We start from the raw sequence: 25074 nt of genomic DNA, 5'->3' as shown, positions 1-25074 counted from the left end.
TTCTCAAATCCAAAGGTCTAAACCAGACCTTTTGTTTTTAGAATTTTCAGGGTTTTACATACTGTCTAATCTTCAATTATCAAGGTTCTTTGTTGTCGGCTTGTTCAGCAGCAACTTTTATATCTTATCACAGTTGCAAGTGTTTGTCAACAACTTTTTTTATTTTCTTTTTTCTTACTCTCTTGCGCCTTTGGTACTCACCGCAGCGCAAGAGATATCTTACCAGATGCTTCGACAAATGTCAACAGGTTTTTACATTTTTTTAACTTTGCTTCCCTTGTTGTTTCTATTGGTTCAATTTTGAGCCGTAAAGTATCCGTCAGAGCCATATAATCCAACGGAGCGGCGGCAAAGCCGCCGCCCCATGTCCTACAGCACCTGGAACCCTGTTTTAGATATCGGATGGTATCCCGTCAGCAGGAATTCCGTCAACCGGAATTTCATCCGACGGAGCTTCGCTCTCATCTTCAACCACTTCCGGCGCAACCTGGAACTCGGACATATACACTTCCTCAGGAAGCCCGGCCAGATATGCCGGCAGATTAATGGCAATGCCGTCCATATGATGGGGCAGAGTCACTGTCACATCAACGGTTTCCTCACTGCCGCCTTTTTCCTGGGTAATCTCCAGTGTCATTTTGAAGTTCTGTCCAATACAGGTTGCCATGCCTCTCTCCTTATCACGGAGTTTTGCAACCTGTTCACCGTCCACATACACAACCACCTTATATGGTGTGGTATAGGTCTGGCCGTTATATTCAATGGACTTATTATCCATATACACGGTATGGCCGCGGCCAATAACCATCATAATACCTGCGATGATGAGCAGGAGTAGGATTGCTCCTATTCTGAATAGAATGGTACGATTTACTTTCAATTCTCCCCCTCCTCACTCTGTGCAAGCTGAAGCATCTGACCAGCCTTGCCCTTGGCTCTTCGTTTTTTTGTCTCATACATGATAAGAGCAACTGTGATTACACCATAGGAGATGAATACACGGAAGTACTCACCAATCATGGAATCACCTGTAATCGTCGCGCCTGCCTTTGGCGCTACTATGAACATCAGATGGAACAGGATGACTCCAAGGAATACATTACCGATGGAGGCCCTGTCAACGGATGCCCCGCCCACCAGCAGGGCTGCGATACAGAACATACCAATCTGCGTATGTGAACTATAAGTAGAGATATTGCCCATGTTCTGCAGATAGATGACCATGCCCAGTCCGGCGAAAACAGTTGACATGATGATAGCGATGATACGGGTCCGTTCCACCTTTATACCGGCATCACCGGCCACATCCATATCCTGGCCCACTGCACGCATGTCCTGGCCCAGCTTTGTCTTGCGGAACCATACGATGAACAGACACAGCAGGGCAATGATGATAAAAGTCAATACCGGAATCTTGACGCCTCCAATGTGGATAGCCAGCAGATTGTCCAGATACTGTCTCATGTGCAGGAGGCTGACCGTGTTACGGACGCCATAGCCCCTGGGCAGCTTGATGGAGGAATGGATGATTGGGATGATGGAACCCATCATATACAGCACCACAAGCTGATACAGACCATTCATGAAAAAGCTGATAATATAACTGGTAACCATCTCCCTGCCTTTGGCCATGTTGAGCATCTTTCCGCAGAAAAGGCCCAGCAGGATGGAAATCGGTATGGAGATAATCATGGCCAGAATGATGCCGGGAATACCCCATATCTGCCAGTCAGCCACAAAGATAAGACCGATTTCCCCTGCCATGGCGCCCAGTGTCATACCAAAGTTAAGACCCATGCCCGCCATGATGGGAATCAGGAGGCTCAGAATCAGGAACGCATTTCTGCCCATTCTTGTGACAATCTCGTTGAGCAGATACCCTGGCGAAAAGCCGGATATCGGAATGCAGACGGCGCAGATAATGATAAACATCAGCGGCACAGAGTTGTTCCGAATTAATTCGAGAATGCTATTACTGCCGTTATTTTTCTGTTTTTTACTCATTTTGTTCCCTCCGTCTTCCTGGTCAAAGCATAGAGAATCATACCGTTGGAAACAACGATACGGATAACCTCGCTCATATCCATATGAATCATGGAATTCATTACTGTTGGGGTCATGGTAACAATACCCTGGAACAGGAATGTGCCTATGATTACGTTGGTAATGGATGCCTTGTTGACTGAAGCGCCGCCAATCAGGATTGCAGACACTGCAGGAAGCGCCATATAGAACGGCGCCATGTAAAGCTGGATAAAGCCGAAGCCCTGTTCATACATCAGGATGCCCACCGCGGCAAGCCAGGTAGACATGATGACGGAGAGCATTCTTGTCCTGTCGATGTTGATACCGGATGCCCTGGCAAAGTTGGGATTGGAACCCACCGCTGTCATGGCAGTACCGGTCTTTGTGTGGAGGAACGCCCACATAAGGAAGGCAAGAAAGGCAAAAAACAGTAGGCTGCCCGTAGGTATGGATATATGACCGATATTAATCTGAAGGAAATTAGCCAATGCCTTATCGTAAAAACCCTCCAGGGAGATGGTTGTACGAAGACCCTTGCCTGACAGTCCCCAAACCATGGTCGGACTGCTGTAGGGCAGCAAAAGCCACATCATGCACATGAAGGAAACAGATGAAAATCCCACATAAGTGGCAATCATCATCTCGCCGCCTTTGATTTTGTTGAGCAGCCAGCCATAACCGCCGCCAAACAGCAGCGCAAAAGGCGTGGCTATAAGAATGGCCATGAAAAAACTCATAGGGCCGGTAAAGCCAAACTGGATGGACAGTGTTGCACCCAGAAGGCCGGAAATAATGCCTAACGGAAGTCCAAAGTTCAGTCCGCAGCCTGAATGCACCATTGGCACCATTGCCAATACCAGGACCGCATTCCAGCTGAAACGGTTAATCGTGTTGGTTATCTGTGTAGGAAGGTCTGCTCCGACGATAGGCGCCAAAATAAAGAGCGCCAGAAGGAATCCGGCAATAATCAGCCTTGGCAGGCCGAAGTCATCAATCATTTCCCTGATTTTCGTCTTCTTCCCAGGATCTATTGTACTATCTTCTATTTTTCCCATGCTGTCTCCCCCCTTATTTAACCTGGCTGACCATGAGCATACCGAATGCTTCTGATGATTCGGTCGCCGGCAGGATTCCAGCAATCTTACCGCCTGAAACAATGGCAATACGGTCACACGTGGTCCTCAGTTCCTCCAGCTCGGAGGAAATCATGACAACCGTAACCCCATGCTCTTTGTTGAACTTCTTAAGGGCATCCAATACCAATGATTTCGCACCCACATCTATGCCTCTCGTTGGTTCAGATACAAACAGGAATTTAGGTTCAAGCGCAAAGGCCTTTGCCAGACACACTTTCTGCTGGTTGCCACCGGAGAGCTCCTTTGCCTTTTGCTTGGAGCTGGTGCATTTTATCATAAGCTCATCTATGTATTTCTGGGTCACTTCGTGGATTGCTTTTTCATCTCTCCATGTTATCAGCCCCCCAAGATATTTCTTAAGGAACTTGTCATGAATCTGCATGGCTGAAAACGCAATGTTCCACTCAAGGGTTTCATCAAGAAGGAGTCCTACATCCCTTCTGTCCTCAGAAACAAAGGCCAGGGAGGCGTCCAGACATCTCCTGGGGTTATTAAGCGGAATGGGCTTGCCGTCAAATTCCACTTTACCGCCTGCTTCGCAAAGGCCCATGATACCGTTTGGAATCCCCAGCTTACCCTGTCCGGCCAGTCCGCCTATACCAAGAATCTCTCCTTCCTTGATATCAAGATTCACATTGCGCACAGTCTCACCTGACATATCCACCCAGAGATTGCGGATTGACATGATATTTTTTGCGTCCGGGTTAATCCTGACATCCGCCCTGGCTGTGGTCTGTATGTTTCTGCCCACCATCCACTTTGTAATGTCAGCGACATCCGTCTCTTTTGCGGGCACGTCCTTTACAACGTAGCCGTCGCGCATGATGACGACCTTATTGCAGACGGTCAGAATCTCATGCAGCCTGTGAGTGATGAAAATCACGGCAATGCCTTTGGCAGCCATGCCGCGGATTGAATCCAGCAGTGCCTCTGCCTCCTTTTCAGTCAAGACAGCAGTTGGCTCATCCAGTATCAACAGTTTCAGATTATCCTTACTGAGTTCCCTCGCAATCTCCGTAAACTGCTTATGACCCACGGGCATATCGCTGATAACCATTTTGGCGTCAATCTTAACGCCCATCTTATCAATAGCCTGCTCAGAACGTTTGGTCATCTCCTTATAATCAAGGGTATCTAACCTGTCACCAAAAATTTCCGAGATAATATTCTTTTTCTTTGGTTCACGGTTAAGCAGTATATTATCTGTTGCCGTGAATCCGGGTATTAATGAAAATTCCTGATGCACCATACCGATACCGGCCTCCAGCGCATCAAAGGGTGTTGAGAAGCTGACCTTCTCGCCATTAATCAGGACGTCTCCGCCATATCCGCCGGTTTCTCTAATCACATCCATACCAAAAAGAAGTTTCATCAATGTACTTTTACCGGCACCATTTTCACCGACAAGACCCAGTACCTCGCCGGCATTCAGTTTAAAGTTAATATCAGTCAAGACCTGATTACCAAAAAAATCCTTCTTGATATTGCGCATCTCCAATAAGGGAGTGTTGTTATTCATCATATTATGCCCACCTAACACAACAGGGGGAGAGTAAATCCCTCCCCACTGTTCTCCATACTTATTTTTATTAGTAAGTGTCTTACTTGATGGTGAAGTATTTCTCTGGAACCTCAATCTTAGTGGAGCCCATGAAATGTCCTGGGTCGCCCATGATATAGGTATCCTGATATACCAGGAACACATTGTCTAACTTAACGCCGGTTTCCACATTGGTGTAATTGGAACCATTCCACTCAGCCTTAGGAGAGAATACCTGGTATGCCTTTGCAATATCATCGATGTCATCCAGCTCGCTCTCGCCGTTAAGAACGTTCAGGGCATGCTGTGCAAGACCTGCGGATGTGGTATATCCGTAAGAATAAGCCCATGTTCCAAAGTGGTCGGCACCGCCCTTTTCAACGATAGTGGACTCAACCTTGGCAAGAATCTTATCAAAATCACCAGCCTCAGCAGTCAAATCAATACCCAGTGCTCCGGGATAACCCATAAGCGGGGAAGGAAGGTCTGCCTCGATGAAGTATCCGCCGTATTCCATCAGCTGCTTTAACAGCGGCTCGGTATGCGCATCATTTGTACAGAAGTAAGCAGCATTCTTGCCGTACTTCTCAACCCACTCCGGAACCTTCTCAAGTATGTAAGCCTGAGCGCCGGCAACACCTACGTCGGAGGTTGGGTCCGGAGCTGTCTCAAGGACAAATTCCATACCGAATTCCTTGCAGGCTTCCTTCATGACAGCCACACGGCGGCTCATGGTCTCATAAGCCATGTGACGAGGGAAGGAGATGTGTACAAATGTATCGCAGCCCAGTTCATGAGCAGTGCGGATAATCAGGTAGCCGCGGGCAACGAAATCGTTGTTGCAGACCAGGTCAGCCGCGCTTCCAATCTCAGGAAGGTCCTCATGGCCCTCGCCGGCAATACAGAGAATGTCAGGGCGTGTCTCTTTAATCTTACGGAAAGCCTCGGTTGTGCCGGGAACGGACTGGTTCATGATGATTGCCTTCATCTTAGGGTCGTCTGAGAGATTGACAATTGTCTGAATGGTAGTCTCTAACTCTTCCGTGAAGTTGTCCGGATAAATGGCCAGCTTGACCATATCCTCGCCATACATGGCCTGAAAAGCCTCGGCGCCACGTCTGTCATCCTCGGACTGGGATACAGAACCGGTTACGATACCGATATGGAAATCGCTGGCGTCCTCGCCTTCTGCTGCCGGCGCTTCGGTTTTCTCCTCTTCGGGAGCCTTGGCGTCAGAAGCCGGTGCCTCAGATGCCTGCGATGCAGGTGCCTGAGTTGTGGTGTTTGTGCTTGTGCTTCCGCAGCCGGCAAGCCCGGTAACCATGGCAGCTGCAAGCAAAACGCTAATAACTTTTTTCATACTAACCTCCAAAATATTTTTTTACAAGGGGACAACAGTTACTTTTTAATTGTAGCATATGCTCATATTTTGTCAATAGTTATAAAATCCAATTTTGGCGGCGGTACAAATTTATGCACATTTCCATATTATCAAAAACAACTGTAAAATACTGTATTTTCAACCATTTTTACAGGCCGCTGTCCACGGTAAACCAGAACTCCACCCCCCCGTCAACATTTTCAACCCCGCAGGATTTGTTGTGGGAATCCATGATGGCCCTGACAATGGAAAGTCCGATGCCGCTGCCTCCGTATTCCCTGGTCCTTGCCTTATCCACCTTATAAAATTTAGTCCAGAGGTTATCCAGGTCCTCCTCCGGTATATGCTGTCCTGTGTTAAACACCGTGACGCGTACTTCGTCCCCTTCCCTGTATATGCGGATTGCAATCCGGCGTTCCCCCTCCAGATGATTCATGGCATTGTTCAGGTAGTTGGTGATGACCTCCTCTATCTTGAACTCATCCGCCCACACCCATACAGGCTCCTCCTGTTCAAATACCACCCGGGCCTCCTTTTGCTGGAGCAGGATACTGGCGGATGATAAAATGCCGCGAATCAGGGCGGCGATATCAAACCGTTCCATCACAGGCATGTCATTGCCGAATTCCAGGGCTGTCAGGGTCAGGAGCTGCTTCACCATCTTATTCATCTTTCCGGCCTCGTCCATAATGACCTCACAGTAGTAATTCCGGCTGTCCTCATCCTCTGCCATTCCCTCGGTCAGCCCCTCCGCATATCCTTGTATCAGGGCAATGGGTGTCTTGAGCTCATGGGACACATTAGCGATAAACTCCTTGCGGGTCTCATCAATTTTTATCTTTTCCTCAATGTCCTTTTGCAGCTCGTTGTTGGCTGTCTTAAGCTCTCCGATGGTATCCTTAAGCTTTTCCGACAATGTGTTCATGCTGTGGCCCAGCACTCCAATCTCATCCTCAAAATCCCCGGTGTAGCGCGCCTCAAAGTCCAGTTCCGACATTCTGGCCGACAGCGCTGCCAGGGAGCGGATGGGCGACACCACCTTCTTGGTTGCATAGTACATAAGGGCGCTTCCCAGCACCAGTGCAGCCAGTCCCACGTAAGCCAGGAATTCATTGGAAATACTCACGCTGTCATGGATGCTGGCCAGAGGCATGGACATGATGAACATGGTCCTGTTATCGTCAAAGAAGCCCCAGCTCTGGAGATAATAGCCCTGGGAGCGCCTGTCATATATTTTCTGCACCTGATGGTCGTCCTGGGATATCAGCGTCTCTGTTCTGGGGTCAATGATTCCTAATATATAGCGGTGGAGGGCATCAGCCAGAAATTTGCCGTCCTTTGCCAGAGGAATCAACTCCCCGGTGATGCTGTCCTGAATCACGATAGTTGTATTGTATTTATCATTCATTATCCGTAAAAGACGGCTGGCTTCTGTCTGCTCCCCGTCGTTTGAGAACAGGCTCTGTAATTCTTCCGTGATATTCTCTCCCTGGTCCTCCTTGTCCATGGCTATGGCATTCAAGTTTTCATAGGCATTTTCCAAAAGCTGCAGCTTCTGCCTGGTATAAAAGCCCTCCAGAAAAAAGCTGTTTACTGCCCACATGCTGACCAGCACCGCCGCCATCAGACCGATGAATATCATGGTAAATTTTACCCTGATGGAATGCTTCATCCTTCGCTCACCTCAAATTTGTAGCCCATACCCCATATGGTTTTAATATATTCTCCCTTTTCCCCCATTTTGCTGCGCAGCTTCTTCACATGGGTGTCTATGGTGCGGGCATCACCGAAATAATCATAATTCCACACATTGTTCAGAATCTTCTCCCTGGAAAGGGCGATTCCCTGATTTTCCACAAAATAGGTGAGAAGCTCAAATTCCTTAAAGCTCAGGTCAATCTCCTGCCCGTCAATTGTCACCTGGTGGGCCGCCTTATCAATGCAGATGCCTCCCACGTTCATGCTGTCCGTGGAAACCACATTGGTCCTGCGCAGGATGGCCTCCACCCGGGCCACCAGAATCTTTGGGCTGAAGGGCTTGGATATATACTCGTCCACGCCCAGGGAAAAGCCCTGGAGCTCATCCCGTTCCTCACTCCTGGCCGTCAGCATGATGACCGGCACCTGTGAGTACTTGCGGATGGTCCTCAGCACCTCCCAGCCATCCATCTTCGGCATCATCACATCCAGAAGCACAAGTGCAATGTCCTTCTGCGCAAAAAACACATCCACCGCTTCCTCGCCGTCTCCCGCCTCTATGACTGCAAAACCTTTATTGGTGAGGAAATCCTTTACCAGCTTGCGCATCCTGGCCTCGTCGTCCACAACTAATATCTTAAGTGTATCCATGGTACTGCCTCCTTATATATAATCTGGCTTTTTTTCAATCTTTTATAGAAATTATTTTAACAAAAATCAAGGAACATTTCCATCATTTCACACAAGTTTCACAACTGGTGGGATAACCATGCAGACAGCAGCAGAAACAGCGCAGAAACAGACAGCAACGCCAAAGACAAATGCGAAAAAGGCCCCGGGATTTTCCCGGAGCCATACCTCTGCGTCATGATTATTCGGATTATTCTTCCTCTTCCTCGTCCACCAGCTCGTCGTATTCCTGGGCATCCAGCAATTCGTCAAATGCTTCGGCCACGATTTCGTACTCGTCGTCGTCCTCAATGTTATCCAGGTTAGGAGTTCCGTCTTCGGTCTCGCTGTAACGGTACAGGTATACCTCGCCTTCCTCCGAATCAGCGCCTTCCATTGGTAAAAGGGCAATGTATTCGTGCTCTCCTGCATTAAAGATGGTCAGCACCACGCACTCCACTTCTGTATCATCATCCAGAGTAAGGGTAACTGTCATCTCCTGCTCTTCTTCATTCAGATTTTTCTCGTCTGCCATATCCTGATTCCTCTCTTGCTTCCATAAATTTAAGCTTGTTTCTGTTCTCTTACACTCTATCAGACTCAACCTGAAAATGCAAGAACATATTCTCTAATATTCAATTCCTTCCCTGGCCCCGATTCCCCTCTCATAGGGATGGCGTCTCATAACCATTTCCGTGATATAGTCCGCCTGGCCCTGAAGGGCCTCTGACGGTTCCCGTCCCGTAAGGATGACCTCCAGGGCAGACGGTCTTTCTTTAAGAGCCTTTATGAGTCCGGCCTGGTCCACAAATCCCAGATTGCAGGCCCCTATGACCTCATCCAGCACCAGCATATCATAGGGTTCTTCCCCGTCTTGCCCCAGGGCCTTGTTCCAGGCCCTCTGAAAGCATTGGTCATAATACAGGGCAGCGGCCTCCCGCTGGGCCTGGGTCATGTTCCAGGAAAAGCCGAAATTCCGGCTACACGGCAGCACTGTAATCCCCGGGACATGGGCCAGACCATTTACCTCGCCGGAATCATCTGTCTTTAAAAACCTGGACACCAGTACCCGGTATCCCCGTCCGGCTGCCCGCACAGCCGCGCCCGCGGCTGCCGTGGTCTTCCCCTTTCCATCTCCGCAGTATATCTGGACCAAACCTCTCTTTTTCATCCCTCTGCCTCCTCTGCAAACCTTGATTTTGCCTGTTTCCTGCGGTACCGTTCCTTCACATGATAAATGTGGAGCCTTTCTTTTGCCCTTGTCATGGCCACATAGAACATCCTGCGCTCTTCCTCCACATCAGGGTCCAGGACCGCCTTATGGTGAGGCGTGATTCCCTCGTTGGCGTCCAGAATATAAACCACCCTAAATTCCAGCCCCTTGGCGCTGTGCATGGTCATAAGACTGACGCCCTGACGCTCTGCGTTCCTGTCACCCGCCTGTTTTTTAAGCTGTTCCTTATACTCCTCCATATGGATAAACCAGTCTTCATAGGTCTTAAAGCCGGCAGCGCTTTCCTGCAGCTGGTCCAGTGTCTCAAACAGTTCCTCCGGCTTCATCCTTCTGGACTGGGCGTATTCCCGGATATACGCATCGTACTCCACTGCCTTGCGGATATAGTTGACGGCAGCGGCCGGGGCCATGTTCCTTAACATCAGCAAATCATATTCCAGCTGTTCAATCCGGTCCATCATCCAGTTCTTGTCCTGGTAAAAGGATTTTACCGATTCCCAGTTTACCTGCTGGCTGTCCAGGGCGTCCCGGCTGACATAGCGCTTGGGACGGTTGATGATTTGAAGCACATTGGAACGGCTCAAATCCCCCATTGCGGCCCTGATATAGGAAATTACATTTCCGGATATCCAGTGCTCATACAGATTAGGCACTGCATCCCTCATGCAAAAGGGTATGTTATACTCCATGAGCTTGGATATCAGCAGCCGGGGCCCCATGTTGGTCCGGTAGAGCACCGCCATGTCGTTGTAGGATACGCCCATATCAGCGTAATCCCGCAGCTCCGTAACAATTCCCAGCGTCTCGTCCATTGGTTCCGGCCATTCCTTTATGATGACAGGATGGCTGTTCCCCCTGGCCGCCTTGATTTCCTTGGGGAAACGGGTCCTGTTGCGGGAAATGACCCGGCCCGCAGCCTCCACAATCTGGCGACTGCAGCGGTAATTGGTATCCAAAAGGATTTTCCTTGCGTCGGGATAATCCCGCTCAAAACCCAGCATCAGCTCAGGCTTTGCCCCGCGGAACCGGTAAATGGACTGGTCGTCGTCCCCCACAATAAAAAGATTGTTCCCGGGCAGGGCCAGCATCTTTACAATTTCATACTGAATCCTGTTAATGTCCTGGAACTCATCAATTAATATGTACCTGTACTTGTCCTGCCATGCAGCCAGGATATCTTTTCTTTCCTTAAAGAGCTCATAACACATCACCAGCATGTCGTCAAAATCCAGAAGCCGGTTCCGTCTCAGCCGGGCTTCATAGCCCTGGTAAAGCTGTTTGAACATGTCCTCGGAGCAGTTCTTTGCATAATAGTGGTCCATGTCCATGAGCTCGCCCTTTACCATGCTGATTTCACTGAGCACAGAGGAAATAAATTCCCCCTCATCCTCCACTTCCAAATCGTATGCACACAGCATCTCCTTCATGAACTGGATGCGTTTCTCTTCTCTTACTATGTCTGTGGCCTTGTACCGGTAAGCCAGCTTCAGAATCAGAAAAAAGACAGAATGGAAGGTTCCAAAGGAAACCCGGCTGCATCCTGCCTGTGTAATCTGCTCATAGCGTTCCTTCATCTCCCTGGCAGCTGCCCTGGTAAATGTGATTACCAGAATATGGGAGGGGTCCACGCCTGCTTTTTCCGTAAGATAACGGACCCGGTTGGTGATGACTGTCGTCTTGCCGGAACCGGGTCCTGCCAAAACCAGCATGGGACCTTCCCTGTGCCGGATTGCCATTTTTTGTGCGTCATTAAATGCCATTTACTAAATTCCTATGCCTCAAGCATCTGTATCCCTCTGCGGATTCTGGCCAGGGATTCCTCCTTGCCCAGGACTTCCATGATTTCCGTTGCTCCGGCAGGGGTCATCTGCTTGCCCGACACAGCGGTACGGACAGGCCACATCACAAAGCCGGTCTTAACCCCTGTCTCCTCCACATACTTTGACAGGACGCCGTAAAGGGCGTCGTTGGTGAAATCCTCCTGCGCTTCCAGAAGAGGCAGCACATCCTTTAAAACCTTAAGGGAAGTCTCTTGGTTTGTTTTCATCTTCTTGTGGGTGTACATGGCCGTATCATATTCAGGCAGGGATTCAAAGAAGTCCACATGGTCCGCAATGTCAGGGAACACCTCAATCCTTGTCTTGACCATGGCCGCTATCTTCTTAAGGTCCAAATCCCTGCTGACGGCAGCCCTCAGATACGGCTCAGCCATCCCGTAAAAGGCTTCAAATTCCATGGCCTTCATGTATTCGCCGTTCATCCACTTAAGCTTTGTCATATCAAACACGGCAGGCGATTTACTCATGCGGTGGTAATCAAACTCCTTTACCATTTCCTCCAGAGAGAAAATCTCCTTGTTGTCCTCCGGTGACCAGCCCAAAAGCGCCACATAGTTCACAACAGCCTCGGAGATAAAACCCTGCTCCAAAAGGTCCTCAAAGGAGGAATGTCCGCTTCTCTTGCTCAGTTTGTGGTGGTTTTCATCCGTAATCAGCGGGCAGTGCACATAGACCGGCACATCCCACCCAAAGGCAGCATAGAGTCTGTTGTACTTAGGTGATGAGGACAGGTATTCGTTGCCCCTTACCACATGGGTGATACCCATCAGATGGTCGTCCACCACATTTGCAAAATTATAGGTGGGGTATCCGTCTGACTTGATGAGGACCATATCGTCCAGTTCGGAGTTATCCACTGTAATATCCCCGTAAATTTCGTCCTGGAATGTGGTGGTTCCCGTGGTGGGGTTATTCTGGCGGATGACATAGGGCTTGCCCGCTGCCAGGTTGGCTTCCACCTCTTCCCTGGACAGCTGGAGGCAGTGCTTATCGTATGCCATGATTTCCTCGCCGTTTACAGTGGTCTTAAGGGTGGCCAGACGTTCCGGCGTACAGAAGCAGTAGTATGCCTCTCCTTTTTCCACCAGCATCTTTGCGTATTCCAGATAAATGCCGGAAGCCTGGCGCTGGCTCTGGACATAGGGGCCGCATCCTCCGTCCTTGTCAGGACCCTCGTCATGAATCAGGCCCGTATCCTTCAGGGTCTGATATATGATTTCCACTGCCCCTTCCACGTAACGCTCCTGGTCTGTATCTTCTATACGGAGAAGGAAATCACCTCCCTCATGCTTTGCTATGAGATAGGCATACAATGCCGTCCTTAAATTTCCCACATGCATCCTGCCTGTGGGGCTGGGTGCATACCTTGTCCTTACTCTGCTCATGTTAAAGTCTCCTATATTCTTCTCAATCTGATAACTCAAAAACCATTATATAACGAAGGCCGAAAAAAGACAATGCCTGTTTTCACAGGCACTGTCCCATTTCTTCACACCTATTTGAATGTGGCGTTGTTCACCTCATCAGAGAACTTGCTTAAATCCTGAGGCATCCAGGCAACCTTCTCCTTGCCGCTTACATCTACCTTGACTCTCTGACACTTGATGGTCAGCTCAGTCATCTCTGCTGCCGGCTCCATCTCGCCAATCTTGGTCATATACTGCTTTACAGCGTCCTGCATCAGCTTCTGGAGCGCATCCTGGTCACCATTCATGATGGCGGTGGCTGTCTCTTCATCAATATTGCTCTGCATGTCGGTCATCACGTCTACCATGATATTCTGCATATCATCCATGGAATAGCTCTTAACCTTCAGAAGTACGGTGGTCTCATCCTTGCTCTGGTCTGTAATCTCAACGCTGTAATCCAGCTTGTCAATCAGTCCCTGAAGGGCATTGGACATTTCCTCCACCTCTTCGTCAGAGAACTCAATGCCTGCAGCCTCAAATTCAGACTTGAACATGGAAACCAGGTCCGTCTCAGCGGAATCTTCCATCAGAGTGGACTTTACGTCGTCCTCAGAAGCAAATCCCAGTAAATCCTTCATAGGAGTTGCATTTTCCTTAACAGACAGCTCGTACAGCGCTCCCACTACCTGGTCTGCCGGTTCCAGCTTCTGCTGGCATCCTGTCAGTGCAATGCTGCACACAGCCATTACGGTTGCGGCCAATACCGCAAAGTTTCTTCTCATGTTTCTCATAAACTTATCTCCTCTTTTAACTCTGCCTTCTGTCAGGCAATTTATTTTTCCTCTGTCCTGGCAGCAGCCTTCTTCTCTGCCAAGTCGCTTGGCCTCATGGTCAGGTTGATTCTGCCCATCTTATCGACCTCAGTTACCTTTACAGTAACCTCATCGCCGATGTTCACAACATCCTCCACCTTGCCAACACGCTTATCAGACAGCTTGGAAATATGAATCATACCATCCTTATTAGGGGCCAGCTCCACAAATGCGCCAAAGTTCATGATACGCACTACCTTGCCGTTAAATACCATGCCTGCCTCAATATCCGTAACGATTCCGGTAATAATCTGGATGGCCTTATCAATCATGGCCTCGTCCGTGCCGCATACATTTACTGCACCGTCGTCCGTGATGTCAATCTTAACACCGGTTTCTTCAATAATCTTGTTGATGACCTTGCCCTGCTTTCCTACCACGTCGCCAATCTTCTGGGGGTCAATGGTAATCTGCTTAATCTTCGGAGCATATGGGCTCAAATGCTTTCTTGGCTCTGAAATGACCGGTCTCATTACATCATCCAGGATATGCATCCTGGCTTCCCTGGTCCTGGCAATGGCCTCCTCGATGATGGGCCGTGTCAGTCCGTGAATCTTAATGTCCATCTGGATGGCAGTGATGCCATTCCTGGTTCCGCCAACCTTAAAATCCATATCGCCGAAGAAATCTTCCAGGCCCTGGATGTCGGTAAGCACCAGATAATCATCATCCGTATCCCCGGTCACAAGACCGCATGAAATACCTGCCACCATTTCCTTAATCGGAACGCCTGCAGCCATCAGTGAAAGGGTGGATGCACAGATACTTGCCTGGGAGGTGGAGCCATTGGATTCCATTGTCTCGGATACGGTACGGATTGCATATGGGAATTCTTCCGCACTTGGCAGAACCGGAATCAATGCCCTTTCCGCCAGGGCGCCATGGCCTATCTCGCGGCGGCCCGGTCCTCTGCTTGGCTTTGTCTCGCCTACAGAGAAGGACGGGAAGTTATAGTGGTGCATATAACGTTTGCTGGTCTCATTCTCATCCAGGCCGTCTAATTTCTGGGCCTCGGACAGGGGAGCCAGGGTGCAGGCATTGAGAATCTGTGTCTGGCCGCGGGTAAACATACCTGAGCCGTGAACTCTCGGAAGCAGGTCAATCTCTGCTGCCAGGTGACGGATTTCCGTGATGGCACGGCCGTCAGGACGCTTGTGGTCCTTTAAAATCATCTTGCGGACTGTCTTCTTCTGATACTGGTAAACAGCCTCGCCCAGAACAGCAAGCCACTCCTCGTTCTCAGCAAACGCCTCTTCCAGCTTTGCTGTGATTTCTGCTATATTCTTCTCCCGGGTCTGCTTGTCATCGGTAAACACAGCCTCTTCCATCTCCTGGGGAGGCACGATTTCCTTGATGGCTGCAAACAGCTCTTCCGGAACCGCGCAGCTCTCATAGGTGTGCTTTTCCTTGCCGCACTCAGCCACAATGGTGTCGATAAACCGGATGATTTCCTGGTTTACTTCATGGGCCTTAAAGATGGCGTCAATCATGACCTGCTCCGGAACCTCATTGGCGCCGGCTTCAATCATGATGACCTTTTCCCTGGTGGAGGCCACGGTCAGGGCCATGTCAGACACCTGCTTCTGGTCGGCAGTGGGGTTGATGATGAATTCGCCGTCAATCAGACCTACCTGCGTGGTAGCGCAGGGACCTGCAAAGGGGATGTCGGAAATGCTGGTTGCAATGGCAGAACCCAGCATGGCTGTCAGCTCAGGGCTGCAGTCAGGGTCCACGCACATTACAATGTTGTCCAGGGTTACGTCGTTGCGGTAATCCTTAGGAAACAGCGGACGCATGGGGCGGTCGATAACGCGGCAGGTCAGAACTGCATTCTCAGAAGCCTTGCCCTCCCTCTTGTTGAATCCGCCTGGAATCTTTCCTACGGAGTATAATTTTTCCTCATATTCCACACTGAGAGGGAAGAAGTCAATGCCCTCCCTTGGCTTTGATGATGCGGTTGCAGTGGAAAGCACCACTGTATCGCCATAGTGCATAAATGCAGCACCGCTTGCCTGTGCAGCCACGCGGCCCACTTCCACAGTCAGCTTGCGTCCCGCCAAATCCATACTAAAACTTTTAAACATACTGGTATCTCCTTTACTCTAATAAAATGATAAATGTTACCGGTATGGTTGGGGCATGTCCGGTCCTTCCGGCACTCCCCGGGCAGAAGACGCCGAAACTACTGATCTGCCTGCAGAAATCCTCCCCCTGCAGGTACATCAGCGGTCTCGGAGTGATACCTCTGCCGCCCACACCGCTTCTTCCTTTCCATGATAAGCAAATATAGGGTGGAGTTCCCTCCACCCTAATCTTCAGAATTACTTTCTGATACCAAGCTTCTCGATTAATGCACGATATCCTTCCAGGTCTGTCTTCTTTAAGTAATCCAGAAGACCTCTTCTCTGTCCAACCATCATCAGAAGACCTCTTCTGGAGTGGTGGTCCTTTGGATTCTGCTTCAGATGTTCGGTCAGTTCTGTGATTCTCTCTGTCAGAATGGCAATCTGAACCTCAGGTGAACCTGTGTCCCCTGGCTTACGGCCATACTCTGCGATAATCTGTGCTTTCTTTTCCTTTGAAATCATGGTGTTTCCTCCTTAATATTATTCATCTCACCAAAAACCAGGCTGCCGGCTGGAGTCACCAGGTAACCGGGCATCGGCGTAATTTCATACCGACTTAGTATAGCATAAATGGATGGGGTTGTAAAGTGAGAAAAAATAAAATCGGGCAGTGACGGTAAAAGGGACGCCGCTTTTCCGGCAGCTTTCTTTCACCATCCGCTGCCGCATCCGCACCTCTCACCCTTCTGCCAGAATCTCCGGATGTTTTTCATAGTACGCATTGGCAAACTCTTTGTCCTTCTCTATCCGCTCCTTCAGCTCCTCCAGAGAGGAAAATCTCTGCTCGGGGCGGTCGAAGGCCAGAAGCTGGACCTCTATGTTTTTGCCGTATATGTCGCCTTCCAGGCCGAAGATGTAGGTTTCCACCCCAGCCGGGTAGTCTCCGCCTACCGTGGGCTTTTTTCCGATGTTGGTAACGCCTTTATAATAGATGCCGTCCACCCGCACACGTGATACGTAAACGCCGAATCTGGGCAGGCGCTTGATGGGGGGCGGAAGGATGTTGGCTGTGGGGAAGCCTAAAAGGCTGGCTCCGATGTGGTTGCCGTGCACCACTTCCCCATGGATGGCATAGGGCTGGCCCAGGAGCTGGTTGGCCTTTTCCACATTGCCTTTTTCCAGTTCCTCCCGGATATAGGTACTGCTTATATCCCGCCTGTGGTCCTTTTCCTTTTCTATGACGTGGAGATGATAACCCAGGTCATGGGCCATGGCTGAAAGCAGGTCTGCGTTTCCCGCCCCCTTGTAGCCAAAGCTGCAGTCAGGGCCTACCACAATTTCCCTGGCATGCATGCGGCCTGCCAGAATGTCCTTTACAAAGGCCTCCGGCTCCATATGGCGGGTTTCCTGGGTAAAAGGGTATTCCACCAGATAATCAATTCCCACCTTCTCCATGTTGGCGCGGCGCTCCAGATTCGTGGTGATGACGGTCTGTGGCTGACCCGTAACTGCTGTTCCCGGAGCCGTGCCGAAGGTGAAGATGGCTGTGGGATATCCTGTGCCGTCCTTCAGCTCCATCATGGTCCTTAACAGCTTCTGGTGGCCTCTGTGCCTGCCGTCAAACTTGCCCAGAGTCACGATGGTAGGCTCCTCTATCTGAAATTCTGTGGTGTCTGCTATATACCTCATCCTGTCACTTCCTCGTTTTTTTCCTGTATTCCGGATGTCCCGGCAGCGTTATATAACAGGCTACATGGGAAACATCTTCCAGGGCTTCCACCAGTGCCTGTCCTCCTGGTACTGGTATACCCCTGTAAAGCCGCTGCCGCTGTCATACATGCGGAACATCCGTCCGTCCTCGGCCCTGGCCATCCGCTCATCCGACCTGCTCCAGTCCAGATGTCTTGCGAAGCAGGGATTGCCGTTGTGCAAAAGTGCGTCTGCTTCCTGCAGGCAGTAGAGCGGGGGGTAAGCCTGCAGGGCCTCCTCCACAGGAAGGATGCAGCTCTCCATGGCCCCCTGGTCACGGAGCTGTTCCAGCCGGTCCAGGGTCAGGCTGTCTTCGATGCGGAAGCGGTCCACTCTGGTTCGCGTAAGGTGCTCCATACAGCCGCCGCATTCCAAACGTCTTCCAATGTCATGACACAGAGTCCGTATGTAGGTCCCTTTGGAACAGGTGACCTCCATCCAGACCCTGGGCAGCTCTATTCTGTTTACCTTTATGTCCAGAATCTGCACCAGCCTCGGCTGGCGTTCCACTTCCCTGCCGGCCCTTGCCAGCTCATACAGCTTTTTGCCGTCCACTTTAAGGGCTGAGTACATGGGAGGTATCTGGGCGTAATCGCCCTTAAATCCCATGACAGCCGCTCTTACCTGGTCCTCTGCCAGGGCCAATGCCCTCTGCCTGTTCTCTGCCAGAATGGTACCTGTGGTATCCTGGGTATCAGTCTCACAGCCCAGAAGCATCACAGCCTGGTAAGTCTTGGACCGGTCTGTCAGCATGTCGCACAGCCTGGTTCCCACCCCCAGACAAACAGGAAGGACTCCTTCAGCTGCGGGGTCCAGGGTTCCTGTGTGGCCTATTTTTTTCTGCTTTAAAATTCCTCTGAGCCGGGCTACCACATCGTGGGAAGTGTAGTCCGGCTCTTTGTATACATTTATAATTCCGTGATACATGATATGTTCCTTACTCCCGGCTGCCCGAGGCGGATTCCAGCTGCCTGGCTATGTGTACGGACAGATTGTTGATTACGTCGTGAATGCTGCCGCTCATGGAACATCCGGCAGCCCTTACATGACCTCCGCCGCCAAAGAAAGCGGCAATTCTGCTTACGTCCACCAGATACTGGGAGCGCATGCTGACCTTGAATTCCTGGGGTCCTGTTTCATAGAGGAAGATGGCGACCTCCACGCCTTCTGTCAGACGCAGCTGGTCAATGACTCCATCCATATCCTTGCCGTCAACCCCGTAGAACTCCATCTCGCTCTGGCGGATGGCACTGAAAATACAGCGTCCGTCAAAAAAGGTGATGCTCTCCAAAAGGGCTCTGCCCAGAATCTGGTTCTGGATGTATGTCTTTCTGTAAAAACTGTTGTCTATGATGGCTCCGAAATCAATTCCCTTTTCCATCAGCCTTCCCGCTATCTCCATGGTATGGGCCGATGTACAGGAGAATTTGAACACGCCTGTATCGTGGATGATGCCGGTGTACAGGCACTCTGCCGTGTTACGGTCGATTTTTGCTTCATCCAGCTGGTCAAAGAGGACCTCGCAGGTGGAGCTGGCCTCACCCAGGACCACATTGGTCCCGCCGTAACGGGTGTTGGTCACATGATGGTCCAGGCACAGGCTCCTGTCCGCCTGGTCCAGGTAAGGTTTAAAGCCGCCCAGACGCTGGATATCGCCGCTGTCCAGACAGATGCACAGCTCATACTGCTCCCCATCGGTCTGGTGGCGGATGCTGTCATACCCCTTCAGATAATTGAACTTAGGGGATGACTCCTCCAGATACACGGCTGCCCGTATATCCGGATAGTTCAGCCGGAGATAGTTATAAAGTCCCAGTGTGGAGCCCAGGCAGTCGCCGTCCGGGCGTATATGGCCCAGGATGGCAACGGACTTGGTGCCCTCTAACATCTGTTCAAGAATCGTCATTAAAACTCCTCCTTTGCTCCTTCCTCATCCTGTGTTTCTTCGTGATGAAGGTCTTTTGTCACTTCATCGATGAGTCTGGACATGTTGACACCATATTCAATGGACTGGTCCAATATGAATTTAAGCTCCGGCGTGTTGCGCAGGTTCACCCTTCTTGCAAGCTCCCTGCGCACATAACCTTCTGCGCTCTTTAATCCCTGGATGGTGGACTTGCCCGCCTCCTCGTCCCCAAGGACGCTGATATACGCCTTGCAGAACTTAAGGTCCGGGGTGACTTCCACGGAAACCACGCTGGTCATGGGATGGATTCTTGGGTCCTTGATGCCTGCGCGGATAATTTCACTGAGTTCACGCTGGACCTCCATGTTGATTCTGGTATTCTTTATGCTGTTCTTACGCATGTAACTCCTCTCTTAGCATGATGCCTATCTCGGTACTTCCACCATGATGTAAGCCTCGATTTCATCATCTTCCTGAAGGTCATTAAACTTTTCAAATACAAGACCGCACTCGTATCCTGCAGCCACTTCCTTCACATCGTCCTTGAAACGCTTGAGGGAAGCCAGCGGCCCTTCGAATATCTGCTCTCCTTCTCTCTTGACACGGCAGCTGCAGTTTCTCTGGAACTTGCCGTCCAGTACATAGGAACCGGCAATGGTTCCAATACCGGATGCCTTGAAGGTCTGGCGGATGACTGCATGACCGATAACCTTTTCCTCGAATACGGGGTCCAGCATACCCTTCATGGCTGCTTCCACATCCTCGATAGCCTGATAGATAACCTTGTACAGGCGGATATCCACCTTTTCACGCTCCGCAATGGACTTGGCGGTTGCATCCGGACGGATGTTGAAGCCAATGATGATGGCGTTGGATGCAGATGCCAGGGAAACGTCGGACTCGTTGATAGCGCCCACGCCGCCGTGAATCACCTTCACCATAACCTCCTCGTTGGAGAGCTTGGTAAGGCTCTGCTTTACAGCCTCCACGGAGCCCTGCACGTCGGCCTTCACGATGATTGGCAGTTCCTTTACATTACCGGCCTGAATCTGGCTGAACAGGTCATCCAGGGACAGTTTTGCCTTGGTATCCTCAATCAGTTTGCTCTTTCCTTCTGAAATGAATGTCTCAGCAAAGTTTCTTGCTTCCTTCTCGCTCTCAGTAGCCACAAACACCTCGCCGGCATTGGGCACATCGTTGAGGCCCAGGATTTCCACGGGTGTGGATGGTCCTGCCTCTTTTACGCGGCGGCCCCTGTCGTCCATCATGGCGCGAATCTTGCCGAAGCATGCTCCGGCCGCAATGGTTTCGCCCACTCTTAGGGTACCCTTCTGCACCAGAACCGTTGCAACAGGTCCCTTGCCCTTATCCAGCTCTGCCTCTATTACAAGGCCCCTGCCCTTACGGTTGGGGTTAGCCTTCAGCTCGAGCACATCGGCAGTCAGAAGAACCATTTCCAGCAGGTCCTTAACACCTTCTTTTGTATGGGCGGAAACAGGTACGAAGATGGTGCTGCCGCCCCAATCCTCAGGAATCAGCTCATATTCAGCCAGCTCCTGCTTTACCTTATCCACATTGGCGCTGGGCTTATCAATCTTGTTGATAGCCACAATGATTTCCACATTAGCTGCCTTTGCATGGTTGATGGCCTCAACGGTCTGAGGCATCACGCCGTCGTCCGCAGCCACTACCAGAATGGCAATATCCGTGGACTGGGCGCCTCTCATACGCATGGCCGTAAATGCCTCATGGCCGGGCGTATCCAGGAACGTAATCTTACGGTCGTTTATTTCAATAACAGACGCACCGATATGCTGGGTGATGCCGCCTGCCTCTCTTGCTGTCACATTAGTCTCACGGATGGCGTCCAGAAGGGAAGTTTTGCCGTGGTCAACATGGCCCATGACACACACAACCGGTGACCTGGGGACCATATCCTCAGTGCTCTCTTCATCTTCCTTCAGAAGCTCTGCTATGACGTCAACCTTTACTTCCTTTTCACACAGGACATCAAATTCCATGGCGATTTCTTCTGCCTGCTCATAATCAATTTCCTGGTTCAGGGTAACTACCTGGCCCTTTAAGAACAGCTTCTTTACAATAACAGACGGCTGAAGCTTCATCTTGTCAGCCAGCTCCTTGATGGTGAGTACATCGGGAAGGGTGATGGTCTTCACCTCATCCGCCTTGCTCTCCTCCTTCTTAGGCTGAGGCATGATGAATGCTCCCTTTCCTGTCTTCGGAACTTTCTTCTTGCCGTCTTCCAGCCTGTCGCGCTTATCAAATCTGTCGTTCTTATGAGCATTCTTATTCTGACGGTTGCTGGTTGGCTTTGTCTGAATCGGCGTATCAAAGGAGGATTTTCCGTCCCTTGCTCCTGCCGGACGGCGGGCGTCATTCCTGCCTCTGTTATCCCTTGCATCCTTGTCATCCCCCGGACGGCCCTGATAGCCTCCCTGGGGTCTGTTGCCGTAACCGCCCTGAGGTCTGTTTCCATAACCTCCCTGGGGCCTTGCCCCGTCGCGGTTGCCCTGGTAGCCTCCCTGGCCGCCCTGGTAGCCTCCCTGAGGTCTGTTGCCCTGATAGCCTCCCTGGCCTCCCTGAGGCCTGTTGTTGTCGCGGTTGCCCTGGTAGCCCCCCTGGCCTCCCTGATAACCTCCCTGGCGGTTGCCCTGGTAGCCTCCCTGGGGCCTGTTGTTATCGCGGTTGCCCTGATAACCCCCCTGGCCTCCCTGATAACCTCCCTGACGGTTGCCGTCGCGGTTGCCCTGATAGCCTCCCTGGGGTCTGTTGTTGTCACGGCTGCCCTGGTAGCCTCCCTGGCCTCCCTGATAGCCTCCCTGGCGGCTGCCGTCGCGGTTGCCCTGATAGCCTCCCTGGGGCCTGTTGTTATCACGGTTGCCCTGGTAGCCTCCCTGGCGGTTGCCATCCCGGTTGCCCTGGTAGCCTCCGCTCCGGTTATTGTCACGGTTTCCCTGATAGCCTCCCTGGTTTCCCTGATAGCCTCCCTGGCGGCTGCCGTCGCGGTTGTTGTCACGGTTTCCCTGATAACCTCCCTGGGGTCTGCCTCCGTCACGGCTTCCCTGGTAGCCTCCCTGGCTCCTGGCTCCATCGCGGCTGTCCTGGGCAGTTCCCTGAGTTCCTGTCTGAGGTGCTGCAGACGGCTGGGCTGCTGCAGACGGCTGGGGCGCTGCGGTTCTCTCCGGAGCAGTATCTGCGGACTGGGCCTGCACCTGCGGTCTGGCAGGCTCTGCCGGGGCTGCCTGAGGTGCCGCCGCCGGGGCTGTCTGCGCTGCTGTGGAAGCTGCTGCCGGAGCAGAAGCCCCATGGCCCTGGTTTCCTCCCTGCGGTTTCGGAGGTACCGGACGCTTAATCTGCTGCTGGGCATTCTGCGGGCGGAATACGGCTGTCAGCTTCTTCTTAGCCGGCTCACCCTTTGCTGCGCTGTCCTGGCTTCTGGCAGACTCTGCCTTAGGAGCCTCTGTCTTAGGCGCTTCGGTTCTTGGCGCTTCCGTTCTTGGTGCCTCTGTTCTTGATGCTTCCGTCCTTGGAGCCTCTGCCCTGTGCTCTGATGCGGCTGGTCTTGCATCCCTCTTAGGATTTGCAAAAGAGCGCACAATATTCTCCTGATCCCTTGTTACATTCGATGCTGCATATAATACAGCGGATTTATCTTTGGTCTTAATAATTTCCAATATCTCCTTACTGGTCTTGCCCAGTTCATTTGCCAGTTCACTTACTCTCATTCAAGCTACCTCCGTTTATATTCATTCGTTCTACCATTGACTTTGCGAAACCTGCATCCTCCACTGACAGTGACGCCCTGAACTCCTGCCCCATGGCATGCCCCAGTTCGTCCTTTGTTCCAAACAGATAGATTGGGACTTTATAGTAAGTACACATGTTGGTAAACTTTTTCTTCGTGTTGTCCGAAGCTTCTTCCGATACGATTACCAAATGGGACTTTCCGCTCTTTACTGACTTCTCCGTCGAAAATTCGCCGCTGACCACCTTCCTGGCCCTTGTTGCAAGGCCCAGCAGGCTTAACAGCCTCCTGTTATCTGCCAAGTTCTTCCATCTCCTTTTCCAGAGTTTCATACACCTCTTTGGGAATGGCCATCTTGAAGGAACGTTCCAGTCTCTTTCCCTTCACTGCCTTCTTCAGGCATTCCATTGATGGACACAGGTAAGCGCCCCTGCCGTTCTTGCGGCCTGTGGCATCCAACATAATCTCATCCTCGGCGGTTTTTATGACTCTTATCATTTCTTTTTTGCTCTTCATCTCCTGGCAGCCAATGCACTGCCTGAGCGGAACTTTTTTCATGCTCACTTACATCACTCCTAACCTTCTCAGAGTATCCCTTTTACTGTTCGCTTCCGTCTTCCTGATAGTTTTCTTCATATTCCTGGTAGCTTTCCGGTTCCTCCGGCTCTTCCTCGTAGGTCTCAGCCGGCGTATCGCCATACTGGAGCCCCATCTGCTCGAAGAGTCCCATTTCCCTGGCCTGGGTCTCACTCTTAATATCAATCTTAAAGCCCGTAAGCCTTGCAGCCAGTCTTGCATTCTGGCCTTCCTTGCCAATGGCAAGGGACAGCTGGTAATCCGGCACAATGACCTGTGCCTCCCGTTCCTCCTCGTCAGCCACAACGCAGATGACCTTGGCCGGGCTCAAGGCATTTTCAATCAGGTAAGCAGGATTGTCATCCCAGTTAATGATGTCAATCTTTTCACCTTTTAATTCGCTTACAATGGAATTCACCCTGGAACCGTTAAGGCCCACGCATGCGCCTACCGGGTCCACATTGGAATCATTGGATTTTACTGCAATCTTTGTCCTGGAGCCTGCCTCCCTGGCAATGGCTTTGATTTCCACCGTACCGTCCCGTACCTCAGCCACCTCGGATTCAAAGAGACGCTTCACCAGGTCCGGGTGTGTCCTGGAAACAGAAACCCTTGGCCCCTTGGGCGTATCCTTTACCTCGATGACATATACCTTGACGCGCTCTGTGGGACGGAATGTCTCGCCCTTTACCTGCTCGCTTTCATTGAGGATGGCATCCACCCTGCCCAGGTTAATGCTCACGTTTCTTCCCAGATAGCGCTGTACCACGCCGGTCATGACATCTTTTTCCTTCATATAATACTCGTTGTACAGTGCCTTGCGCTCTTCCTCGCGTATCTTCTGCAGAATCACGTTCTTTGCGTTCTGTGTGGCAATACGGCCGAACTTCTTGGAATCCAGCGGAATCTGCACCATATCCCCAATATCATACTTGGGGTTCAGCATCCTGGCATCCGCCAGACTCATCTCCAGACAATCGTCCTCCACTGTTTCCACAACCGCTTTTTCTGCGTATACTGCAAAGTCACAGGTGTTGGGGTTCACCGTGACCCTTACATTATCGGCTTTCCCGAAATGGTTCTTACAGGCAGTGAGTAAAGAGTTCTCAATGGCTTCAATGAGCGTATCTTTGGAAATGTTCTTCTCTTTCTCCAATACTTCCATTGCCTCTAACAGTTCCTTGTTCATGTTTATCCTCCTATCCATGT

General features: G+C 51.0%; 23 protein-coding genes. 1 reads left to right on the top strand and 22 read right to left on the bottom strand.

The window, feature by feature from the left end; all coding sequences use genetic code 11:
• Nucleotides 1-304, top strand: a 304-nt coding sequence (locus FGS84_RS31235) for a hypothetical protein (RefSeq protein WP_207671133.1), incomplete at its 5' end; no start/stop codon positions are given.
• A gap of 87 nt (nucleotides 305-391) precedes the next feature.
• Here the strand turns inward: FGS84_RS31235 and FGS84_RS19800 are convergent.
• From FGS84_RS19800 to nusA, 22 genes are all read right to left on the bottom strand, one after another.
• Nucleotides 392-880 carry a DUF6672 family protein gene (locus FGS84_RS19800; protein ID WP_138310116.1) on the bottom strand — a complete coding sequence of 163 codons (489 nt, stop codon included), beginning with the start codon at nucleotides 878-880 and terminating at the stop codon, nucleotides 392-394.
• Nucleotides 877-2004: an ABC transporter permease gene (locus FGS84_RS19795; protein WP_138310115.1), complete on the bottom strand. Its 1128-nt coding sequence runs from the start codon at nucleotides 2002-2004 to the stop codon at nucleotides 877-879. The genes FGS84_RS19800 and FGS84_RS19795 overlap by 4 nt, the downstream gene beginning before the upstream one ends.
• Complete coding sequence (locus FGS84_RS19790; RefSeq protein WP_138310114.1) at nucleotides 2001-3080, bottom strand: ABC transporter permease; 1080 nt, start codon at nucleotides 3078-3080, stop codon at nucleotides 2001-2003. Before FGS84_RS19790 ends, FGS84_RS19795 begins: the two co-directional genes overlap by 4 nt.
• 13 nt (nucleotides 3081-3093) lie before the next feature.
• On the bottom strand, nucleotides 3094-4683 hold the full coding sequence (locus FGS84_RS19785) for a sugar ABC transporter ATP-binding protein (RefSeq protein ID WP_138310113.1): 1590 nt from the start codon (nucleotides 4681-4683) through the stop codon (nucleotides 3094-3096).
• Between the two features lie 79 nt (nucleotides 4684-4762).
• Complete coding sequence (locus tag FGS84_RS19780) at nucleotides 4763-6061, bottom strand: DUF3798 domain-containing protein (protein WP_138310112.1); 1299 nt, start codon at nucleotides 6059-6061, stop codon at nucleotides 4763-4765.
• A 169-nt stretch (nucleotides 6062-6230) separates the two neighbouring features.
• Nucleotides 6231-7754 (bottom strand): HAMP domain-containing sensor histidine kinase, encoded by a 1524-nt coding sequence (locus tag FGS84_RS19775; RefSeq protein WP_138310111.1) that lies wholly within the window; start codon nucleotides 7752-7754, stop codon nucleotides 6231-6233.
• Nucleotides 7751-8431 (bottom strand): response regulator transcription factor, encoded by a 681-nt coding sequence (locus tag FGS84_RS19770; RefSeq protein ID WP_138310110.1) that lies wholly within the window; start codon nucleotides 8429-8431, stop codon nucleotides 7751-7753. The genes FGS84_RS19775 and FGS84_RS19770 overlap by 4 nt, the downstream gene beginning before the upstream one ends.
• Nucleotides 8432-8660: 229 nt before the next feature.
• A complete protein-coding gene (locus tag FGS84_RS19765; RefSeq protein ID WP_138310109.1) occupies nucleotides 8661-8984 on the bottom strand; it encodes a DUF1292 domain-containing protein in 324 nt (107 codons plus the stop codon).
• Nucleotides 8985-9077: 93 nt separating this feature from the next.
• Nucleotides 9078-9620 (bottom strand): cob(I)yrinic acid a,c-diamide adenosyltransferase, encoded by a 543-nt coding sequence (locus tag FGS84_RS19760; RefSeq protein ID WP_138310108.1) that lies wholly within the window; start codon nucleotides 9618-9620, stop codon nucleotides 9078-9080.
• Complete coding sequence (locus tag FGS84_RS19755) at nucleotides 9617-11443, bottom strand: ATP-dependent helicase (protein WP_138310107.1); 1827 nt, start codon at nucleotides 11441-11443, stop codon at nucleotides 9617-9619. The genes FGS84_RS19760 and FGS84_RS19755 overlap by 4 nt, the downstream gene beginning before the upstream one ends.
• An 11-nt stretch (nucleotides 11444-11454) precedes the next feature.
• On the bottom strand, nucleotides 11455-12906 hold the full coding sequence (gene gltX, locus FGS84_RS19750) for a glutamate--tRNA ligase (protein ID WP_138310106.1): 1452 nt from the start codon (nucleotides 12904-12906) through the stop codon (nucleotides 11455-11457).
• A 110-nt stretch (nucleotides 12907-13016) separates the two neighbouring features.
• Entirely contained in the window at nucleotides 13017-13721 is a 705-nt protein-coding gene (locus FGS84_RS19745) for a hypothetical protein (RefSeq protein WP_227147590.1), read from the bottom strand.
• 41 nt (nucleotides 13722-13762) lie between these two features.
• Nucleotides 13763-15886: a polyribonucleotide nucleotidyltransferase gene (locus FGS84_RS19740; RefSeq protein WP_138310105.1), complete on the bottom strand. Its 2124-nt coding sequence runs from the start codon at nucleotides 15884-15886 to the stop codon at nucleotides 13763-13765.
• Between the two features lie 237 nt (nucleotides 15887-16123).
• Nucleotides 16124-16390: a 30S ribosomal protein S15 gene (gene rpsO / locus FGS84_RS19735; RefSeq protein WP_002569329.1), complete on the bottom strand. Its 267-nt coding sequence runs from the start codon at nucleotides 16388-16390 to the stop codon at nucleotides 16124-16126.
• 216 nt (nucleotides 16391-16606) lie between these two features.
• Nucleotides 16607-17557, bottom strand: a complete 951-nt coding sequence (locus tag FGS84_RS19730) for a bifunctional riboflavin kinase/FAD synthetase (protein WP_138310104.1) — start codon at nucleotides 17555-17557, stop codon at nucleotides 16607-16609.
• A gap of 60 nt (nucleotides 17558-17617) precedes the next feature.
• The gene (gene truB / locus FGS84_RS19725) at nucleotides 17618-18544 is read right to left on the bottom strand and encodes a tRNA pseudouridine(55) synthase TruB (RefSeq protein ID WP_138310103.1); all 927 of its coding nucleotides are present in this window, start codon (nucleotides 18542-18544) and stop codon (nucleotides 17618-17620) included.
• Between the two features lie 10 nt (nucleotides 18545-18554).
• The gene (locus FGS84_RS19720; RefSeq protein WP_138310102.1) at nucleotides 18555-19523 is read right to left on the bottom strand and encodes a bifunctional oligoribonuclease/PAP phosphatase NrnA; all 969 of its coding nucleotides are present in this window, start codon (nucleotides 19521-19523) and stop codon (nucleotides 18555-18557) included.
• The gene (rbfA, locus tag FGS84_RS19715) at nucleotides 19523-19924 is read right to left on the bottom strand and encodes a 30S ribosome-binding factor RbfA (protein ID WP_138310101.1); all 402 of its coding nucleotides are present in this window, start codon (nucleotides 19922-19924) and stop codon (nucleotides 19523-19525) included. Before rbfA ends, FGS84_RS19720 begins: the two co-directional genes overlap by 1 nt.
• Nucleotides 19925-19948: 24 nt before the next feature.
• Complete coding sequence (infB, locus tag FGS84_RS19710) at nucleotides 19949-23269, bottom strand: translation initiation factor IF-2 (protein ID WP_138310100.1); 3321 nt, start codon at nucleotides 23267-23269, stop codon at nucleotides 19949-19951.
• Nucleotides 23256-23591, bottom strand: a complete 336-nt coding sequence (locus tag FGS84_RS19705) for a ribosomal L7Ae/L30e/S12e/Gadd45 family protein (RefSeq protein ID WP_138310099.1) — start codon at nucleotides 23589-23591, stop codon at nucleotides 23256-23258. Before FGS84_RS19705 ends, infB begins: the two co-directional genes overlap by 14 nt.
• Nucleotides 23581-23847, bottom strand: a complete 267-nt coding sequence (locus FGS84_RS19700; protein ID WP_207739965.1) for a YlxR family protein — start codon at nucleotides 23845-23847, stop codon at nucleotides 23581-23583. The genes FGS84_RS19705 and FGS84_RS19700 overlap by 11 nt, the downstream gene beginning before the upstream one ends.
• 40 nt (nucleotides 23848-23887) lie before the next feature.
• Nucleotides 23888-25054 carry a transcription termination factor NusA gene (gene nusA / locus FGS84_RS19695; RefSeq protein ID WP_138310097.1) on the bottom strand — a complete coding sequence of 389 codons (1167 nt, stop codon included), beginning with the start codon at nucleotides 25052-25054 and terminating at the stop codon, nucleotides 23888-23890.
• Nucleotides 25055-25074: the final 20 nt, after the last annotated feature.

It is taken from the genome of Clostridium sp. 1001271st1 H5, from assembly GCF_005845215.1.
In the GTDB taxonomy this organism is placed as follows: Bacteria; Bacillota; Clostridia; order Lachnospirales; family Lachnospiraceae; genus Enterocloster.
Note: the sequence above shows the minus strand (reverse complement) of the source record. Positions and strands in the feature narration are given on the sequence as shown.